This window comes from Candidatus Streptomyces philanthi (assembly GCF_059553635.1).
The window spans coordinates 1-16,039 of the sequence record NZ_JCANQV010000041.1 but is presented as its reverse complement, the minus strand read 5'-3'; the positions used below and the strand labels follow the sequence as shown (position 1 = coordinate 16,039).

Annotated in this window: 17 protein-coding genes; 8 read left to right on the top strand and 9 right to left on the bottom strand. The window is 71.5% G+C overall.

Annotation, left to right across the window (positions count from 1 at the left end):
* Positions 1-112: 112 nt before the first annotated feature.
* Entirely contained in the window at positions 113-724 is a 612-nt protein-coding gene (locus AC51EU_RS07845) for a class I SAM-dependent methyltransferase (protein WP_496265953.1), read from the bottom strand.
* A gap of 416 nt (positions 725-1,140) precedes the next feature.
* Here AC51EU_RS07845 and AC51EU_RS07840 point away from each other — a divergent pair, with 416 nt between their 5' ends.
* Complete coding sequence (locus AC51EU_RS07840; RefSeq protein ID WP_496265952.1) at positions 1,141-3,351, top strand: HelD family protein; 2,211 nt, start codon at positions 1,141-1,143, stop codon at positions 3,349-3,351.
* Between the two features lie 139 nt (positions 3,352-3,490).
* The gene (gene lpdA / locus AC51EU_RS07835; RefSeq protein WP_496265951.1) at positions 3,491-4,897 is read left to right on the top strand and encodes a dihydrolipoyl dehydrogenase; all 1,407 of its coding nucleotides are present in this window, start codon (positions 3,491-3,493) and stop codon (positions 4,895-4,897) included.
* Positions 4,898-5,036: 139 nt separating this feature from the next.
* Here lpdA and AC51EU_RS07830 read toward each other — a convergent pair whose 3' ends face one another.
* Complete coding sequence (locus AC51EU_RS07830; protein WP_496265950.1) at positions 5,037-5,201, bottom strand: hypothetical protein; 165 nt, start codon at positions 5,199-5,201, stop codon at positions 5,037-5,039.
* Positions 5,202-5,388: 187 nt separating this feature from the next.
* On the opposite strand from AC51EU_RS07830, the gene AC51EU_RS07825 reads away from it, so the two are divergent.
* From AC51EU_RS07825 to AC51EU_RS07805, 5 genes are all read left to right on the top strand, one after another.
* On the top strand, positions 5,389-6,561 hold the full coding sequence (locus AC51EU_RS07825; RefSeq protein ID WP_496265949.1) for a sensor histidine kinase: 1,173 nt from the start codon (positions 5,389-5,391) through the stop codon (positions 6,559-6,561).
* On the top strand, positions 6,549-7,193 hold the full coding sequence (locus tag AC51EU_RS07820) for a response regulator (RefSeq protein ID WP_496265948.1): 645 nt from the start codon (positions 6,549-6,551) through the stop codon (positions 7,191-7,193). Before AC51EU_RS07825 ends, AC51EU_RS07820 begins: the two co-directional genes overlap by 13 nt.
* 395 nt (positions 7,194-7,588) lie before the next feature.
* Complete coding sequence (locus tag AC51EU_RS07815) at positions 7,589-8,464, top strand: alpha/beta fold hydrolase (RefSeq protein WP_496265947.1); 876 nt, start codon at positions 7,589-7,591, stop codon at positions 8,462-8,464.
* A 376-nt stretch (positions 8,465-8,840) separates the two neighbouring features.
* Positions 8,841-9,287, top strand: coding sequence for a cupin domain-containing protein (locus AC51EU_RS07810; protein WP_496265946.1), 447 nt, complete (start codon positions 8,841-8,843; stop codon positions 9,285-9,287).
* 331 nt (positions 9,288-9,618) lie between these two features.
* The gene (locus tag AC51EU_RS07805) at positions 9,619-10,089 is read left to right on the top strand and encodes a pyridoxamine 5'-phosphate oxidase family protein (RefSeq protein ID WP_496265945.1); all 471 of its coding nucleotides are present in this window, start codon (positions 9,619-9,621) and stop codon (positions 10,087-10,089) included.
* Positions 10,090-10,125: 36 nt separating this feature from the next.
* Here AC51EU_RS07805 and AC51EU_RS07800 read toward each other — a convergent pair whose 3' ends face one another.
* From AC51EU_RS07800 to AC51EU_RS07780, 5 genes are all read right to left on the bottom strand, one after another.
* Entirely contained in the window at positions 10,126-10,602 is a 477-nt protein-coding gene (locus AC51EU_RS07800) for an SRPBCC family protein (protein ID WP_496265944.1), read from the bottom strand.
* Between the two features lie 130 nt (positions 10,603-10,732).
* Complete coding sequence (locus tag AC51EU_RS07795) at positions 10,733-10,909, bottom strand: hypothetical protein (protein WP_496265943.1); 177 nt, start codon at positions 10,907-10,909, stop codon at positions 10,733-10,735.
* Positions 10,910-11,377: 468 nt separating this feature from the next.
* Positions 11,378-12,052, bottom strand: a complete 675-nt coding sequence (locus AC51EU_RS07790; RefSeq protein WP_496265942.1) for a pentapeptide repeat-containing protein — start codon at positions 12,050-12,052, stop codon at positions 11,378-11,380.
* A 68-nt stretch (positions 12,053-12,120) separates the two neighbouring features.
* On the bottom strand, positions 12,121-12,294 hold the full coding sequence (gene amcA, locus AC51EU_RS07785; RefSeq protein ID WP_496265941.1) for a multiple cyclophane-containing RiPP AmcA: 174 nt from the start codon (positions 12,292-12,294) through the stop codon (positions 12,121-12,123).
* Positions 12,272-13,318: a radical SAM protein gene (locus AC51EU_RS07780; protein WP_496265940.1), complete on the bottom strand. Its 1,047-nt coding sequence runs from the start codon at positions 13,316-13,318 to the stop codon at positions 12,272-12,274. Before AC51EU_RS07780 ends, amcA begins: the two co-directional genes overlap by 23 nt.
* Before the next feature lie 198 nt (positions 13,319-13,516).
* On the opposite strand from AC51EU_RS07780, the gene AC51EU_RS07775 reads away from it, so the two are divergent.
* Positions 13,517-14,737 carry a helix-turn-helix domain-containing protein gene (locus AC51EU_RS07775; protein WP_496265939.1) on the top strand — a complete coding sequence of 407 codons (1,221 nt, stop codon included), beginning with the start codon at positions 13,517-13,519 and terminating at the stop codon, positions 14,735-14,737.
* Between the two features lie 55 nt (positions 14,738-14,792).
* Here the strand turns inward: AC51EU_RS07775 and AC51EU_RS07770 are convergent, their stop codons facing one another.
* Positions 14,793-15,320: a YcxB family protein gene (locus AC51EU_RS07770; RefSeq protein WP_496265938.1), complete on the bottom strand. Its 528-nt coding sequence runs from the start codon at positions 15,318-15,320 to the stop codon at positions 14,793-14,795.
* Between the two features lie 103 nt (positions 15,321-15,423).
* Positions 15,424-15,981, bottom strand: a complete 558-nt coding sequence (locus AC51EU_RS07765; protein ID WP_496265937.1) for a DUF402 domain-containing protein — start codon at positions 15,979-15,981, stop codon at positions 15,424-15,426.
* Between the last annotated feature and the right edge of the window lie 58 nt (positions 15,982-16,039).

The window sequence follows — 16,039 nt, the reverse complement described above, 5'->3', positions numbered from 1 at the left end:
GCACGCCTCATCCCGTCACCGTGCCGACGAGCCCCTTCGCCCCGTACCGAACGCTCTGTACGGTGCGGCGCCCCGCACCCCACCCAAAAGGATCGCTCGCCATGCATCGGCATCACTCGCCAACCGGCTTGTCCCAGACCACCGAGTAGCGCCACAGCAGATGCCGTCGGAAGCGGCATCCCGGCAGCAGGCGGCGGGCGGCGCGCCGGATCTCGCCCCAGGGCATGTCGGTGTCCTGGAGGGGCATGCCCTCCGGATCGCGTTTCCCGCCGCGGCGTGCGGCCTGCCACCGGCTCGCGGGGACCCCGAAGGCGCTGATCACCCAGTCCAGCCAGGTGTGGTTGCTCGCCAGGCCGATGATCACCAGGCGTCCGCCGGGCGCCGTCAGCCGGACCAGTCCGCGTACCGCATCGTCGAACGCCATGTGGTGGACGACGGCGACGGCGCTCACGAACCCGTACGCCCCCTCGGGGAGCCGGGGATCGCCGAGGAAGTCCGCCTCCAGGAACGTGGCGTTGCCGAGGTCCGCGGCGTCCTCGCGGGCCCGGCGGACCATCTCCGCCGAACGGTCCACCCCCGTGACGGACCGCGCCCTTCCGGCCAGCTTGCGCACCAACAGGCCGTCACCGCAGCCGACGTCCAGGGCCTCCCCGCAGCCGTGCGGCACGGCGTCGAGCACGAGGGGGTGATAGTGGACATTGTGATTCCAGTACGGGTCGCGCACCCGGGCACACTACCCCGGACCTTCCCGGTACGGGCGCCTCTGCGGGCTTCCGTTGCCCCGGTCCTTGCCATGGATGCCGGCACCATCACGCGCCGTTGTACGGGGCTCGGCCGCCCGACGGCATCGGCTCCCAGCGCGCACTCAGGAAACGCGGATTCACCTGGTCCAGAACGCCCCCGCAATACGTCCACGTCAACAGCGCCCGGCGCGACCACCACCTCTTCCGACGGAGATCCCCGAGACCCCACCCGGAAAAAGAAATGCCCCGGCCGCATTGACGACCGGGGCATTTCCCTGCGTATATTGAGTGTTTCCCTGTCGCGAAGGAAATCCCACGCACAGAGAACCACTAATGCAAAGAATATCCGAGCGGAGTTGAATTGTCAAACGAGGAATTGCGGGAAGAGCAGGAATTCATGGATCTGCTCCATGACCGCCTCGACGTCCTGCGGTCCGGCGCGCGCTCGGCGGTGGCCGGGGCGCTGGCGCGGTCCGGGGGGACGTTCCAGGCGCGGCTGGAACGCGATGTGATGGCCGCAGAACAGGCGGAACTGCTGGCCGGTTTCGAGGCCGGTGAGCACGGGCTGTGTTTCGGGCGGCTGGCGTTCCGCGACGGCCGCGACCACCACATCGGACGGATCGGCATCCGGCGGGACGACGCCGACCGCACCCCGCTGGTCATCGACTGGCGGGCCGATGTCGCCCGCCCGTTCTACCTCGCCACCGGGCACACCCCGATGGGGCTGCGGCGCAGACGCCATCTGACGGCCGAGGGCCGGCGGGTGACCGCGCTGCACGACGAGATCCTGGACCTCGCCGACACCGAACGCACCGGCCACGAAGGGGCGGACGCGGACGCCGTCCTGCTGGCGGCGCTGGACGCGGCCCGCACCGGCCGGATGCACGACATCGTGCGGACCATCCAGGCCGACCAGGACCGCATCATCCGCGCCCCGCACCACGGCGTCCTCGTCGTCGAGGGCGGTCCCGGCACCGGCAAGACCGTCGTGGCGCTGCACCGCGCCGCATATCTGCTGTACGCGCACCGCGAGCAGCTGTCGCGGCGGGCGGTGCTGATCGTCGGCCCGAACCCGGCGTTCCTCGGCTACATCGGGCAGGTGCTGCCCTCGCTCGGTGAGACGGGCGTCCTGCTGGCGACGCCCGGCGAGCTGTTCCCCGGTGTCACCGCGACCGGCACCGACAACCCCCGGGCCGCCGAGGTCAAGGGGAGCGCGGCGATGGCGGACGCGCTGGCGCGGTGCGTCGCCGACCGGCAGACGCTGCCCGACCCGGTCCTCGTCATCGACCACGAGGACGGCGAGCTGCGGCTGGACGCGCGGATCGCGGAGGCGGCCCGGCGGCGGGCCCGGGAGACCCGGCTGCCGCACAACCTCGCCCGCCCCCACTTCGCGTTCCAGGTGATCGACGCGCTCACCGCGCAGCTCGTCGAACGGATCGGCGCCGACCCCTACGGCGGCCCCAACCTCCTCGGCCCGGACGACATCGCCCAGCTCGGCAAGGCCGTCGCCGCCAGCCCCGCCGTCCATGACGCCATCGAGGAGCTGTGGCCGTTCCTCACGCCGCAGCGGCTCGTCGCGGACTTCCTCGCCGATCCCGTCCACCTCCCGGACGACGAGGCGGACGCGATCCGGCGCGCCGGCGGGGAGTGGACCCCGGCGGACGTGGCGCTGCTGGACGAGGCCGCCGAACTCCTCGGCGAGGACGACTCGGCCGCCCGGGCCGCCGCCGAGGCCGAGCGCCAGGAACTCGTCGCGTACGCGCAGGGCGTCCTGGACCTCTCGTACGGTTCGCGGACCCAGGAGTTCGAGGACCGTGACGACGAGGACTCGGAAGTACTGGCCGCGCACGACCTGATCGACGCGGACCGGCTCGCGGAGCGCCAGGAGGAGGCCGACCACCGCAGCGCCGCGGAGCGCGCCGCGGCCGACCGTACCTGGGCGTTCGGTCACGTCATCGTGGACGAGGCGCAGGAGCTGTCCCCGATGATGTGGCGGCTGCTGATGCGCCGCTGCCCGACCCGGTCGATGACGCTGGTCGGCGATCCGGCGCAGACCTCGGAGCCGGGCGGCTGCGGGGCCTGGGGGACGATCCTCACGCCGTACGTCGGCGACCGCTGGGAGCACGTCAGGCTGGGCGTCAACTACCGCACGCCGACGGAGATCATGGAGGTCGCGGCGGAGGTCCCGCGGGCCGCCGACCCGTCGTTCGTACCGCCGAGGTCGGTCCGTTCCACCGGCGTACGCCCCTGGGCGCGCCGCACGGGCGATCTGCCGCGGGCCGTCGCGGAGGCCGTCGCGCGGGAGACCGGGGACGAGGGGCAGGGCCGGCTCGCGGTGATCGTGCCGCCGGAGCACCGTGCGGCCCTGGCCGCCGCGCTGCCCGGGGCGTCCTGCGGGACGGCCCCGGACCTGACGCGCCCGGTGGTGCTGCTGGAACCGCGGCAGGCCAAGGGGCTGGAGTTCGACACGGTGCTGGTGGTGGAGCCGGCGGATTTCGGAACGAGCGATCTGTATGTCGCGCTCACCCGGGCGACACAGCGGCTGGGCGTGCTCTACACGGAGCGGCTGCCGGAGTGCCTGGCGGGGCTGGCCGTACCGGGGCACTGACGGGTCCCGGTCCGTACGCCGGCCCCGCGCGCCACGGCCGCCGTGACCCTCGGCACGGCGGCCGGCCGACGCCCGGACGTAGCATCGCGGCGGGCGCGGCGGAACCGTCCCGGTGACGGGAGAAACGAAGGAGTCGGACATGGCGGAGCACTTCGACGTCGTCGTACTGGGAGCCGGCCCCGGTGGCTACACCGCGGCGGTACGGGCGAGCCAGCTGGGGCTGAAGGCGGCCGTGGTGGAGGAGAAGTACTGGGGCGGTGTCTGCCTCAACGTCGGCTGCATCCCCTCCAAGGCCCTGCTGCGCAACGCCGAACTGGCCCACACCGTCACCCACCAGGCGGAATACTTCGGCATACGGACCAACGGCCCGGTCACCGTCGACTACGGCCCGGCCTTCCGGCGCAGCCGCCAGGTGGCCGAGGGCCGGGTGGCCGGAGTGCACTACCTGATGCGCAAGAACGGCATCACCAAGTACCAGGGTCGCGGCACCTTCACCGACGACCGCACCCTCCAGGTGGCCCTCGACGACGGCGGCAGCCGCACCGTCACCTTCGACCACTGCGTCATCGCCACCGGCGCCACCACCCGGCTGCTGCCCGGCACCCGCCTCAGCGACCGCGTGGTCACCTACGAGGAGCAGATCCTCAGCGAACGACTCCCCGGCAGCATCGTCATCGCGGGGGCCGGTGCCATCGGCGTCGAGTTCGCGTACGTCCTGCACAACTACGGGGTCAAGGTCACCCTCGTCGAGTTCGCCGACCGGATCGTGCCGACCGAGGACGCCGACATCTCCAAGGAGCTGGCCAAGCAGTACCGGAAGCTCGGTATCGACGTCCTCACCTCCACCCGCGTCGACGCCATCGACGACACCGACCCGGCCGCCCCGGTGCGGGTGACGGTCACCCGCGACGGCCGGCAGGAGGTGCTCGAAGCGGACAAGGTGCTCCAGGCCATCGGTTTCACCCCGCGCGTCACCGGCTACGGGCTGGAGAACACCGGCGTACGCCTCACCGACCGGGGCGCGGTCGACACCGACGCGCGGGGCCGCACCAGCGTGCCGCATCTGTTCGCCATCGGTGACGTCACCGGCAAGATGATGCTGGCGCACGCCGCCGAGACCATGGGCATCATCGCCGCCGAGACGATGGCGGGCGCCGAGACGATGGAGGCGGACTGGCGGATGGTGCCGCGTGCCACGTACTGCCGCCCGCAGATCGCCAGCTTCGGGTACACCGAGGCGCAGGCCCGCGACGCCGGGTTCAACGTACGGGTCGCCCGTTTTCCTTTCACGGCCAACGGCAAGGCGCACGGCATCGCCGAGCCCGGCGGCTTCGTCAAGATCGTCAGTGACGGGAAGTACGGCGAGTTCCTCGGCGCCCACCTCATCGGCCCTGACGTCACGGAGCTGCTGCCCGAGCTGACGCTGGCCCAGCAGTGGGACCTGACCGTCCACGAGGTGGCCCGCAACATCCATGCCCACCCCACGCTCGGCGAGGCGGTCAAGGAGGCGGTGCACGGGCTCGCCGGACACATGATCAACATGTAGCGGCGGGGCGGCGTTCCACAGGACCGTACGCGCGGGGCGGGGGCGCCGGCGTGCGGGCTCCCCGCGCGCCCGCACGCAAGCCGGGGCGCGGAGCACATGCCCGCGCCCCGCCCGGGGCTCCGCCCCGCACCCCGCCGCCTCACGCCCTCTTGTCCCGCATCAGGTACAGCCCCACTCCCGAAGCGATCAGCACCACCCCGCTGGTGACGCTGATCAGCACCTGCCGGACGCCGTCGAAGAGGAAGCTGCTGGAGGCGTTGACGAGGACGGCGAGGGAGACCAGGAACCAGAGCAGGGGCTTCACGGGAGAGGTCCTTCCGGGACGGGTGGCGGGTGAGCGGGCGAGCCGAATGGCTGCGTGTCCCACGATGCCGCCGTGACGGCGGTGGAACGAGAGGGTGCGCTCCCGGACCCGGGGTGTAGCGGGCTACACCCCCACCCGGGGACCGCACCCGCTCATGCGTACGAGTCCGGTCGCCTAGCCTGTCCGCATGGAGGAGACGGTGGGGCGGGCCTGGCGGGCGACGGAGCACCTGCTGGTGGCGGCGGCACTGGCCCTGCTGTCGTACCTGTTCCTCGGGGTGCTGCTGTTCACCGCCGTGGCGACGCTCGTCGTCATCGGGGCCGGGGCGTTGCCCGAGACGGTCCTGATGCTGCGCCGGGCCGCCGGGTTCAAGCGGCGGCGGATCGCGGCCCGGACGGGCGTCGCCGTCCCCGAGGCGTACCCGCCGCTCACCGGCGGACTGCGCGAGCGGGTGCGGACGGCGCTCACGGACCGGAGCACCTACCGGGACCTGCGCTGGATGGCCGCGCACTTCGTCTACGGTCTGCTCCTCGCGTACGCCGCGCTGCCCCTGTGGGCGTTCGGCCTGTTCGCCGACGGCCTGTGGTGCGGGGTACTGCGGCGCCCCGCCGTGGTACTGCCGCTGATCCCCCGCCTCGCCGACCTGGAGGCCCGCTGGTCACGCGCCCTGCTCACCCCCTCGCCCGAGGCCCGCAGGAACGCCGAACTCGCCGAGCGCGTCGAGGAGCTGACCGTCACCAGGGCGGGCGCGGTCGCCGCCCACGGCGCGGAGCTGCGCCGCATCGAACGCGACCTCCACGACGGCACCCAGGCCCGCCTCGTGGCACTGTCGATGCGCGTGGGACTGGCGCGGCGGATGTACGACACGAACCCGGACGCGGCCCGCGCCCTCCTCGACGACGCCCAGGACCAGGCCGAGCAGGCCCTGACCGAACTGCGGCACGTCGTCCGCGGCATCCACCCGCCGATCCTCACCGACCGCGGCCTGGTCGGCGCGGTCCGCGCGCTGGCCGCCGGCAGCGGCCTCACCGTCACGGTGACCGCCGACGGCCTGGACGGGGAGAGCGCGCCGCGCGCCCCCGCCGCCGTCGAGGCCGCCGCGTACTTCGTCGTCGCGGAGGCCCTGACCAACGCCGCCAAGCACAGCGGCTCCGACCGCGCCACCGTGGACCTCGTCCGGTCCCCGCGCGGGCTGCGCCTCGCCGTACGGGACGAGGGCCGGGGCGGCGCCGACGCGTCGGGCGGCAGCGGCCTGCTCGGCGTCCGCCGCCGGGTCGCCGCGCTCGACGGCACCGTGGACGTGACCAGCCCCACCGGGGGGCCGACCGTGATCGAAGTGGAGCTGCCGTGCGTGTGGTGATCGCCGAGGACAACGCGTTGCTGAGGGAGGGCCTGGTCCTGCTGCTCGGCACGGCGGGCCACGAGGTGGTGGCGGTCGCCTCCAGCGGCCCGGAGATCCTGCCCGCACTCCTCACCCACCGCCCCGACGTGGCCGTACTGGACGTCCGTATGCCGCCGGGCTTCCGCGACGAGGGCCTGCGGGCCGCCCTCGCCGCCCGCCGCGAGATCCCGGGCCTGCCCGTCCTCGTCCTCTCCCAGTACGTCGAGGAGACCTACGCCACCGAACTGCTCGGCGGCGGCGCGAGCGGGGTCGGCTATCTGCTCAAGGACCGGGTGGGCCGCGTCGACACCTTCCTGGACGCGCTGGAACGCGTCGCCGCGGGCGGCACGGCCCTCGACCCCGAGGTCGTCACCGAACTCCTCACCCGCCACCGCGACGACCCGCTCGGCACCCTGACCCCGCGCGAACGCGAGGTCCTGCACCTGATGGCCGAGGGCCGCGACAACACCACCATCGCCACCACCCTCGTCATCTCCGACCGCGCCGTCAGCAAGCACATCGGCAACGTCTTCGCCAAGCTCGGCCTTCCCCCGACGGACGGCGGGCATCGGCGGGTGCTGGCGGTGCTGGCGTATTTGGGGAGGCGGTAGGGGCGGGGCGGACGGTTGCGAGGGGGAACGGGCGGCCGGAGCGGCCGCAGCGGCTGGGGCCCGCGCGGCGCGTTCGCCGGAGACCGGAACCGGGACCGGGACCGGGACAACAGGCGGCGGTAGGACGGGCGGCCGGGGCCAGGGGGGCGGGGAAACCGGGGCCGACGGGGCGGGAGCCGGAGGGCGGGAACCGGAACGGCGGACGGCAGGCCGACAGGCCGACAGGCGGCCGGAACGGCAAGCGGCGGCCGACGGACGGCCGGAGCGGTGTGGCCCCGAGGCACGGACACCGGGGCCGCAGGTCACCGAAGGCCGGAACGGCAGGCACCAGGCCCGCCGCCCGGAAGCCGGAAATCCGGATGCGGAAGCCCCCTCCCGCCCCCACACTGACGATCATGAACGTATGCGTCGACGCCCCGGCCCGGCTCGGTGAGACCCGGCTTCCCGACGGACGGCTGCTCGGCTGGGCCGAGTGGGGGCCGCCGGACGGCGTGCCCGTCCTGCTGTGCCCCGGGGCGGCCACCAGCCGGTGGCTCGGCTTCGGCACGGACGTCGTCGGCGCGCTCGGCGTACGGCTCGTCTCCGTGGACCGCCCGGGTCTGGGCGCCTCCACTCCCTCGCCCGGCCGGACGTTCGCCTCCTTCGCCGACGACATCCGCCACTTCGCCGCCCTGCGCGGCCTGGGGCGCCCGGCCGTCGTCGGCAACTCGCAGGGCGCGCCCTTCGCGCTCGCCTGCGCGGCGGGAGGCGTCGCCTCCGCGCTGGCCGTGGTCTCCGGCGCCGACGAGGTCGCCGCCCCGGAGTTCGCCGACGCGCTGCCGGCGGAACTGCGTGACCTCGTCGCCAGGACGGTGTCCGACCCGGCCGGCGCCGAGGAGTTCTTCACCGGTTTCGACGCGGACGCGATGTGGGCCATGGTGCGGTCCGCGAGCCCCGCCTGCGACCTCGCCGTCTACGAGTCCCCCGCCTTCGCGACGGCCTACCGGCGGGCCATGGACGAGGCGTTCGCCCAGGGCCCGGCCGGCTACGCCCGCGACACGGCCCTCGCCATGGGCCGCTGGTCCGTCCCCCTCTCGGACATCACCGTCCCCGTGGACCTCTGGTACGGCGCCCAGGACACCAGCCACTCCCCCGACAACGGCGCCTTCCTCACCACCCGCATCCCCGGCGCCCGCCGCCACCTCGTCCCGGACATCGGCGGCGCCGCCCTGTGGACCCACGCCGAACCCGTCCTCACGTCCCTCCTGGCACGGCGCGCGGCAGACGGTTAGGGCGTGTCCCCGAACGCCCCACCGCCGGCCGTCGAACGCCCCGCCGCCGGCCGTCAGGTGGCCGCCCGGACCGGCCGCCCCCCCCAGGCGGTGGAGCTCCTCCACTGGGTAGGGCGTCTGCTGGCTCTCGCGTCGGAGGCGGCGGTGGAACGCGTCCAGCACGTCCGCGAGAGCGGCATGCCGGGCCAGGATCGCCGCCACCACCCGGGGGACGCCCCGGGGTGGCACGCCCTCGGCGTAGGCGCGGACGAGCGCGGCGCCGTCGTCGCGAAGGCGCTCGTTTTGCCGTTCCAGCAACAGGAGTTGCCGCCCTGCACGTGCCGGTCACAGCATGACGTCCGGCCGAAGGCCGTCGAGAACTTCAGGAGGCCACACAATGACCACTCAGGAAGGCGTCGGCTCCGTGCCGGGCACCGACGACGACAGCAAGCTGCTGGGCAACCGCGTCCGCCACGTCCGGGCCGGGGAGCTGGACGGCTGTGCCGCCATCAGCGGCGGCACGGTCGGATCGCGGAAGCTCTGGATGGGCCTGGTGGAGAACCCGCCGCTGAGCGCGACGGACAACCACCATCACGGCGCGTCGGAGGCCGGGATCTACGTGGTCAGCGGCCACCCGGTGTTCTACTACCACGACGGCACGCAGGAAGTACGGACAGCCGCCGGCCCCGGCGACTTCTTCCACGTCCCCCCGTTCGTCCCGCACCGCGAGGAGAACCCCGACCCGAACGAGCCGGCGATCGTCGTGATCGCACGGACCACGCAGGAGCCCATCAAGGTCTCCGTGCCCGAGCTGTACCAACTCCAGCTGACGGAAGATCAGTAGGACGACGCGGACCGGGCGAGCGGGAGCACCATCCGCTCACCCGGTCCGTTTCGGCATCTCCACGGCACCAGCGCCACAACCGTCGGCACGACGCCGCAAGGGGCTCTCCTTCCGGGGAGAGCCGGTCATCAGATCGGCCGGTGACCACGGCAACCGCCCGGCGTGCACGGTCCGCTCGCGGGCGACGGCCATCGGATCGACGCGTTGCCGAAGGGCCGGACGAGCACCGCTCCGGGCCGTGCATCACCTCGCAGGCGTCCCCGATGCCACGACCTCGGTCCTACGTCCATCGCCGGATGTGCCCGAGCCGCTACCGCCATAGCCTCCCCGGATGACGGCAGTTGACTCCCGCCCCCACGGTCCCCGCAGCCCCGAGCAGCGCAAGCGCGAGGCGTTGGAACGGCTCGCGCGGGACAACGACGTCTGGGTCGCCACCGCCGACGCCGGCGGCGAGCCGTGTCTCGTACCGCTCGCGTTCTGGTGGGACGGCGAGGCCGTGTGGCTGGCCACCCGCGACACCAACCCCACCGGCCGCAACCTGCGCGACTCCGGCCGGGCCCGGCTCGCCTTCGGCCACACCCGCGATGTCGTCCTCGTCCACGGCACCGCCCGCCTCGTGACCCGCGAGGAACTCCCGGCCGGGGTCGGCGACGCCTTCGCCGCCAAGGACGGCTGGGACCCGCGCCAGGACCACCCCTTGTACGTCTTCTTCCAGGTCACCCCGTATCTCCTCCAGGCTTGGGGGACGGTCGCCGAAATGCCCGCACGGACCCTGATGCGGGACGGGGAGTGGCTGGTCTGACGGTTGCCCTACGGGGGGCTGGGGCCGGACGGGGGGTCAGCGGCGGCCGCCGGACCGGGCTTCGGCGGCGGCCTTGAGCTCGGTCAGCCAGACGTCGAGGCCCGGATAGAGGTACTGCGTGGCGGTGTCCGGGTCGGCCTCGATCTGGCGGCCGGTCCAACTCTCCTCGGTACGGACGACGACACCGCCCCTGACCTCGACGAAGTTCCAGACGTGGACGCCTCGGTCGATACGCAGCCCCTCGCCGATCGCCGATCCGGTCCACCGGACGCACCGGCCGTGCTCGATCTGCCGGACGGTGGAGGTGATGACCAGGGTGGTGGCGGGGGTCGTGGGCGTGGGCGGCGCGGGAAGCGTCCACCGGAATCGCGAACCCTTCCTCAAGGGGCCCGCGTCCAGCCGCTTCATGCTGGTGACGGACTCCTGCCAGGATGGCCACCGTTCAACGTCGGTGTGCAGCTTCCACACGGTGCTCAGCGGCGCCTTGACGAAGATCTCGGCCCGGTGGTGCAACTTGGCGTCGGGGTCGATGCCCGCGCCCCGGGATGTCAGTGGGCCTTAAGTGAAGCGCGCGTACGGACGGCGGCCGACTCCCGGGGAAATCGACCACCGCCGTCGCGCCGCCCGCTGCGGCTGCGCCGGGTCAGCAGTTCTTGATGCCTTGTATCTTGGTGGGGGACTTGTAGTACCAGCTGTGGCGGGGCCGGATGTGCTGGCAGCCAGTGTCCGGCCACCACTTGTTGGCGACCTTGGCCTTCCAGGTCTTCTTCTTGCACTTGTTGATCAGCTTCACCGCGTTCTTACTCGGGTGCCATTCCACGAAGTGGCATGTGGCGGCCTGTGCTGTCGGCGCCGAAGTGGCCGCGACAGCGGGCACGGTGCGAGGGTCACTGCGGCACTGGTGGCGACCGCAGTGGCGAGCAGAGCCCTGCGCATGGATTTACCCCCCTGTGGTGTCGGTACTTCACCACTCAGCCACACCTCAGCGGCCACCACAACCGTGCGGTCTTGAACTCGCCACCGCGCGAGGAATCCCTTCCCCCCGTCAGTCGTGCAGCTTCCAACGACCTGCGCAGCAGTACCGCTGCGCACCGGGCGACATCCGTCGACCCGCTGCACAACATCTGACTAAAACCGGGACGCGATGGGTCAGCGGTTGAACTCGCGCACCACTCCACGACGCGGGGTCGCACCCCACGCAACGCCCGTACGTCGTCGGGCCCCAGCACCCCGTTGCGCGCGACGGCCCGGTCGAAGACCTCGGGAAGCCCGGCCGTCCGCATCCCGGTCAGTCGTCCCCGAGAACGATGCCGAGTTCGGCCACCAGCGCCTCGGCGAGATCGGGCTGCTGCCCGGGGTCGATGCGAACGTTACGGAGATGCGCGAGACCCCGCACCGCGGTCAGGTCGTTGCCCCGCAGATCGGTGCTCCGGTAGCAGCCCGCACCGAACTCGGTGAGCCGGAGCGTGCAGTCGGAGAACACGACACCGGACAGGTCACAGTCGGTGAACGATGCCTCGGTCAGCACACAGCCGGCGAACACCACGGGCCCGGTGACGCGGACCTTCTCGAACACGGTGAAGTCGAACTTGCAGCCCTCGAAGAGAACGTCGTCCAGTACGAGGCCGTCGAGTACGGAGCCCATGATCTTGCAGTCACTGAGCACCACACGCGTCAGCTTGCTCGCCTTCCAGCGGCCCGAGCCGAGATCGCTGCTGGTGATCTCCACACCGTGCAGGTTCAGGTCCTCGAACTCAGACCGTTTGGCGCGGACACCGCCGATGCGGCCGGTGAAGAGCCGGGTGCCGGTGAGTTCGAGGGAGCGGAGGTCCGCCGCCCCGTACACGAAGTCCTGGACCGTGCCGCGCGGGCTGTCCAAGGTTTCCACGGTGGACAGGTACAGACCCGGTTCGTCCAGATCGGGTGTGGTGACGGTGACACGGCCGAACGTGCGGGTGGCCATGGTGGTGCTCCTCTTCCGTCGCGTCGGGGCGGCTTCGCGCGACCGCAGGAACCGCCCCGACGGGCTGGCTATTTCTTGTTCCAGTTGTCCCAGGTAGGCCGGTTGTCGAAAGCAGGCGTCGGGTTGTCCCAGGTGGGCCGGTTGTCGAAAGCGGTGCCGGACCGATGGCCCGCGATCTCCAGCAGGGACCGGAATCCCTCGGCCGAGTTCAGCACGACGTCAGTGGCGGTGTGCGCGGACATGGTGTGCGACTCCTTCCAGTAGGGCGATTTTCGCCGTGGTGCAGTACCGGGTACGGGTGCCGTCCATTCGGCCGTCGTGTTCGAAGTACCGGTTCGCGGGATGGGCTCCGCCGCAGAACGCGAAATACGGGCAGGTGGCACGGCACGCGTCCACGCCGTCGAAGAACTCCGTGATCCAGGGGGTACGCGCCTCGGCCTCGTTCACCAGGGATTTCAGGCTGTGACTGAGCACGTTGCCAGTGGTGAAATCCCCGAACCGGTCATCGGTGAACCCGGCCAACTCAGGGGAGAGCATGACCACCCCGCCGTCGTGGGCGATGGTGGGCAACGGGTCCCACGGAGCCGTAGTGGGGGAAGTCGCTGGGGCCTTCTCGTGAAGGACGGCGCCGGCGAATTCCGTCACCCGGGACACCTCTCTCAGCCGAACGACCGGGTTGGCCCACCAGGCACTGGTCAACGCCGCCCAGAAAGCCACTGCCCGGTCCGGGTCGAGAGTCCGACTCCGTCGGTTGTTGCCTTCTTGCTCCTCCACGTTGACGCCGAGGGTGGTCACCCGCAGGTCGGCGAAGAACTCGTAGAACCGCTCGGCATGCGCCGGGTCGGGGTCCGAGACGACCGCGATCGCGGAGAACGGAACACCGTGCCGCCGGAGGCGGTCGATGCCACGCATCGCCACGTCGAAGCCGGGGTGCCCGGCAAGGGTGACGCGATGAGTGTTCATGTCGGGTGGGCCATCGATGCTGACCCCCACGGCCACCTCGTGTTCCCGCAGGAAGTCACACCACGCGTCATCGATCAGCACGGCGTTCGTCTGCACGGCGTGCTTCACGTTCTCAAAAGGAGCCATGAGCGCGGCCAAGTGCTCACGACCGGCGGCCAGCGGCTCGCCACCGTGCCAGACGACCTCGAACGTGGTGCTGTCGCACGCCCACTCGTTCACCGAGTCGGCGACGGCCCTGGCGACGGCGACCGGCATGAGGTGTTGGGACTTACGGAACGGCAGATAGCAGTACGTGCAGTCCATCGGAAGGCACTGTGTGGTCGGCTGCATGACCACCGCGTGCGGTACCGCTGCGAGCCGTCTGGAGCTGCGCATCGTGCTCCTCTCGATCACGTTCCCGTGGTGCATGAGGGGTGCGGTCCGAAGTGCGTGACCACCATGCCCGGGGACGCCCGCGTCGCTCCACTGCCGCGTCCTATAGGGCCGCCCTATATTTCGCGGATGGACCCTGAGCCGGATGTGTGGGCGCACCCTGAACTGCGGGCCGCGGTGGCGGCAGAGGACTGGCCAGTTCTGCTGAAGACCTGGCGTGCCTTGACACGTAGCAGCCAGACCAAGCTCGGCGCGCTCGTCGGTCTGGCGCAGCCGGACATCTCCGCGATCGAGAACCGGCGGCGGAACATCACTTCCGTCGAAGTACGGCAACGCATCGTCGAAGGGCTGGCGGTACCCGCCGAACTGCTCGGCCACGCCGGGTCGGAGACTCCACTGCCGTCCCTCGTACTGCCCGGCGTGGAAGCGGCCCCTGACACGGATCGGCTGCGGCATGTGGTCAAAGGGCGGCTGAAGCTGGATGCCGCCTCACTGACAATCATGGAGGATCTCCTGGCCGCCCATCGCCGTGCCGAGGACACGCTTGGCTCGCGCTTCATGAACGGTGTCGTCACCGCCCAGTTCGCGGAGGTGTCCGGTCTCTACGACCAGGCCCGGGGACCGCTGGCGGACCGTCTGGTGAAACTCATGGCCGAGTACGCCCAGTTCCTCGCCTGGATGGCCCAGGACCAGGACAACGCTCCGGCAGCGCTCGGATGGTTCGAGCGATCGTACGACTGGGCACTGGAATCGGGCCACGGCGACATGGCCGCCACCACCATGAGCATGAAGGCACACCTGGCGTGGTCGAACGGGAACGGCCGCCGCTGCGTCCGCCTCGGAGAGGCAGCGGCTTCCACACCGGGGGCCGGTGAAACGACCCGGGCCATGGCCGTGCAGATGGTGGGGCGCGGGCACGCGCTTCAGGGCCGGGCCCGGGACGCATACCGCAGGCTGGATGAGGCCCAGCACATCCTCGCCCGCGGCGATGACGTCCCGCCGTGGCTGTACTTCTACGGGGAATCCTGGTTCTCCGCACAACGCGGCATGGCGGACGTGCATCTGAAGGACTGGCGCGGTGCCGTCGACAACCTTGTGGCGGGCCTGGCCGGATTCGCCCCGGCATTCCGGCGGGACCGCGCCTGGTACGGGTCATGTCTGGCCCACGCGTACGCCGGCGCGAAGGAACCCGAGGCAGCCCTGGAAACCGCGCTGGGCGTCGTCCACGACGCCTCGGAGATCGGCCGTCCCCACGCCTGGAACGAGCTGCACACCGTGGCCGCGCAGCTGCTGCGACACGGCACCAGGGAAGGCCGCGTGCTCGCGGACGCACTGGCGGAACTGGACTGATGACTCTTTCCGTTACCGTCCACCGGCCCCCGCTCCTCCGCCGGTCCCGGGACGGTCAGACCCGGGTCAGATGCTGGTCGAACATCGCGCGCAACCGGTCCACGTCACCGGCCCCGGGCGCGCCGTGCTTGGGCAGGATCGTCAGGCACGAGGCGTTCTTGTCGCCGCTGAACAGGACGAAGACGCGCGGTGTTTCGGCGTAGCGGGCCAGGGCCTGCCATGACTGTGTGTTGGTCTGCTGCTGGTTCATGACGGTGATGCCGCTCGCCTCCACGACCGCGCGGCACTCGCCCGCGGCGTCGGCCAGCCGGTACAACTGGCGGGCCTGGAGCCGAGGCGTGCCGAGCAGCACCAGGAGCAGGACTGTCGGTGCGACGAAGAGGGCGATGTCGACGGTTCCGTGCTTCAGCCAGTACGCAGCCGCGAAGCCGAGCAGCGCTACGGCGCCCAGCAGCATCAGCCATCGCATGCGACGGCCGGCCCGTGTGGCCCGCACCCGCGCGCGCAGAGCCTCGCGGAAGTCCTCGACCGACGCACGGTAGGACATCTCGACCCGTGTCCCGGTCTGCTCTTCCGCGGTCACACGCACCCCTCGTAACGAAGTAATTCGAACGAAAGTGTATCGGCCTGGCCCATAACCGACCCGCGGATTACTTCACCGGTCATCCCCGGGTGGGGCCGGTCCGTCACCGGCGTCCGCGCGACCGGTCCGGGGCTCCCCCGGTCTCCGCCATGAGGCCGAGCCAGGAGCGATACACCGAGGCGAACGGTTCGACGCCGTCACCCTCGCGGCGGACCGCCTCCAGCAACCACGCACAGGTCCGCCGGGCCTTGCCGCTGACGCTGTCGGGATACCCGTAGCTGACCCGGTGCTCGGCGAACTCGTCCTCGTCCTTGACACGGGCCTCGCCGCCACGGGGCCGTACGACGTCGAGATCGAGGTCCACCACGCGCAGGACGGTCCCGTCCGCGTTCCACTCCGGCACCGTGCACACGTCGCAGTACACCTCGGGGCCCGGGTCCGCGCAGAACGTGGCCGTCCACCACTCGCCTCGCGGGACCACCATCACGTACGCGAACCGGTTCGCCCAGCCGCCGTTGTCCGAGCTGACGGGGACACCCCGCGCCGTACCCAACCACACACCGTGCTCATCCTCACCGAGCCGGGCGGCCATCCATCGCGCGCTCACACTGCCGTCGTATTTCCGCACGTCGACCAGTACCGGGACACTCTCTGCGGTCATGCCAGGACGCTATTGCGCCGGCGCCGGGGCCGAAACCCCGCACGCGCCGTCTCCCCGG

Bases quoted from the DNA above. Each gene is read 5' to 3' on its own strand.
- AC51EU_RS07840 (WP_496265952.1), top strand. From the start codon at position 1,141: ATGGATCTGCTCCATGACCGCCTCGACGTCCTGCGGTCCGGCGCGCGC.
- lpdA (WP_496265951.1), top strand. From the start codon at position 3,491: ATGGCGGAGCACTTCGACGTCGTCGTACTGGGAGCCGGCCCCGGTGGC.
- AC51EU_RS07825 (WP_496265949.1), top strand. From the start codon at position 5,389: ATGGAGGAGACGGTGGGGCGGGCCTGGCGGGCGACGGAGCACCTGCTG.
- AC51EU_RS07815 (WP_496265947.1), top strand. From the start codon at position 7,589: ATGAACGTATGCGTCGACGCCCCGGCCCGGCTCGGTGAGACCCGGCTT.
- AC51EU_RS07810 (WP_496265946.1), top strand. From the start codon at position 8,841: ATGACCACTCAGGAAGGCGTCGGCTCCGTGCCGGGCACCGACGACGAC.
- AC51EU_RS07805 (WP_496265945.1), top strand. From the start codon at position 9,619: ATGACGGCAGTTGACTCCCGCCCCCACGGTCCCCGCAGCCCCGAGCAG.
- AC51EU_RS07790 (WP_496265942.1), bottom strand. From the start codon at position 12,052: ATGGCCACCCGCACGTTCGGCCGTGTCACCGTCACCACACCCGATCTG.
- amcA (WP_496265941.1), bottom strand. From the start codon at position 12,294: ATGTCCGCGCACACCGCCACTGACGTCGTGCTGAACTCGGCCGAGGGA.
- AC51EU_RS07780 (WP_496265940.1), bottom strand. From the start codon at position 13,318: ATGGACTGCACGTACTGCTATCTGCCGTTCCGTAAGTCCCAACACCTC.
- AC51EU_RS07775 (WP_496265939.1), top strand. From the start codon at position 13,517: ATGGACCCTGAGCCGGATGTGTGGGCGCACCCTGAACTGCGGGCCGCG.
- AC51EU_RS07765 (WP_496265937.1), bottom strand. From the start codon at position 15,981: ATGACCGCAGAGAGTGTCCCGGTACTGGTCGACGTGCGGAAATACGAC.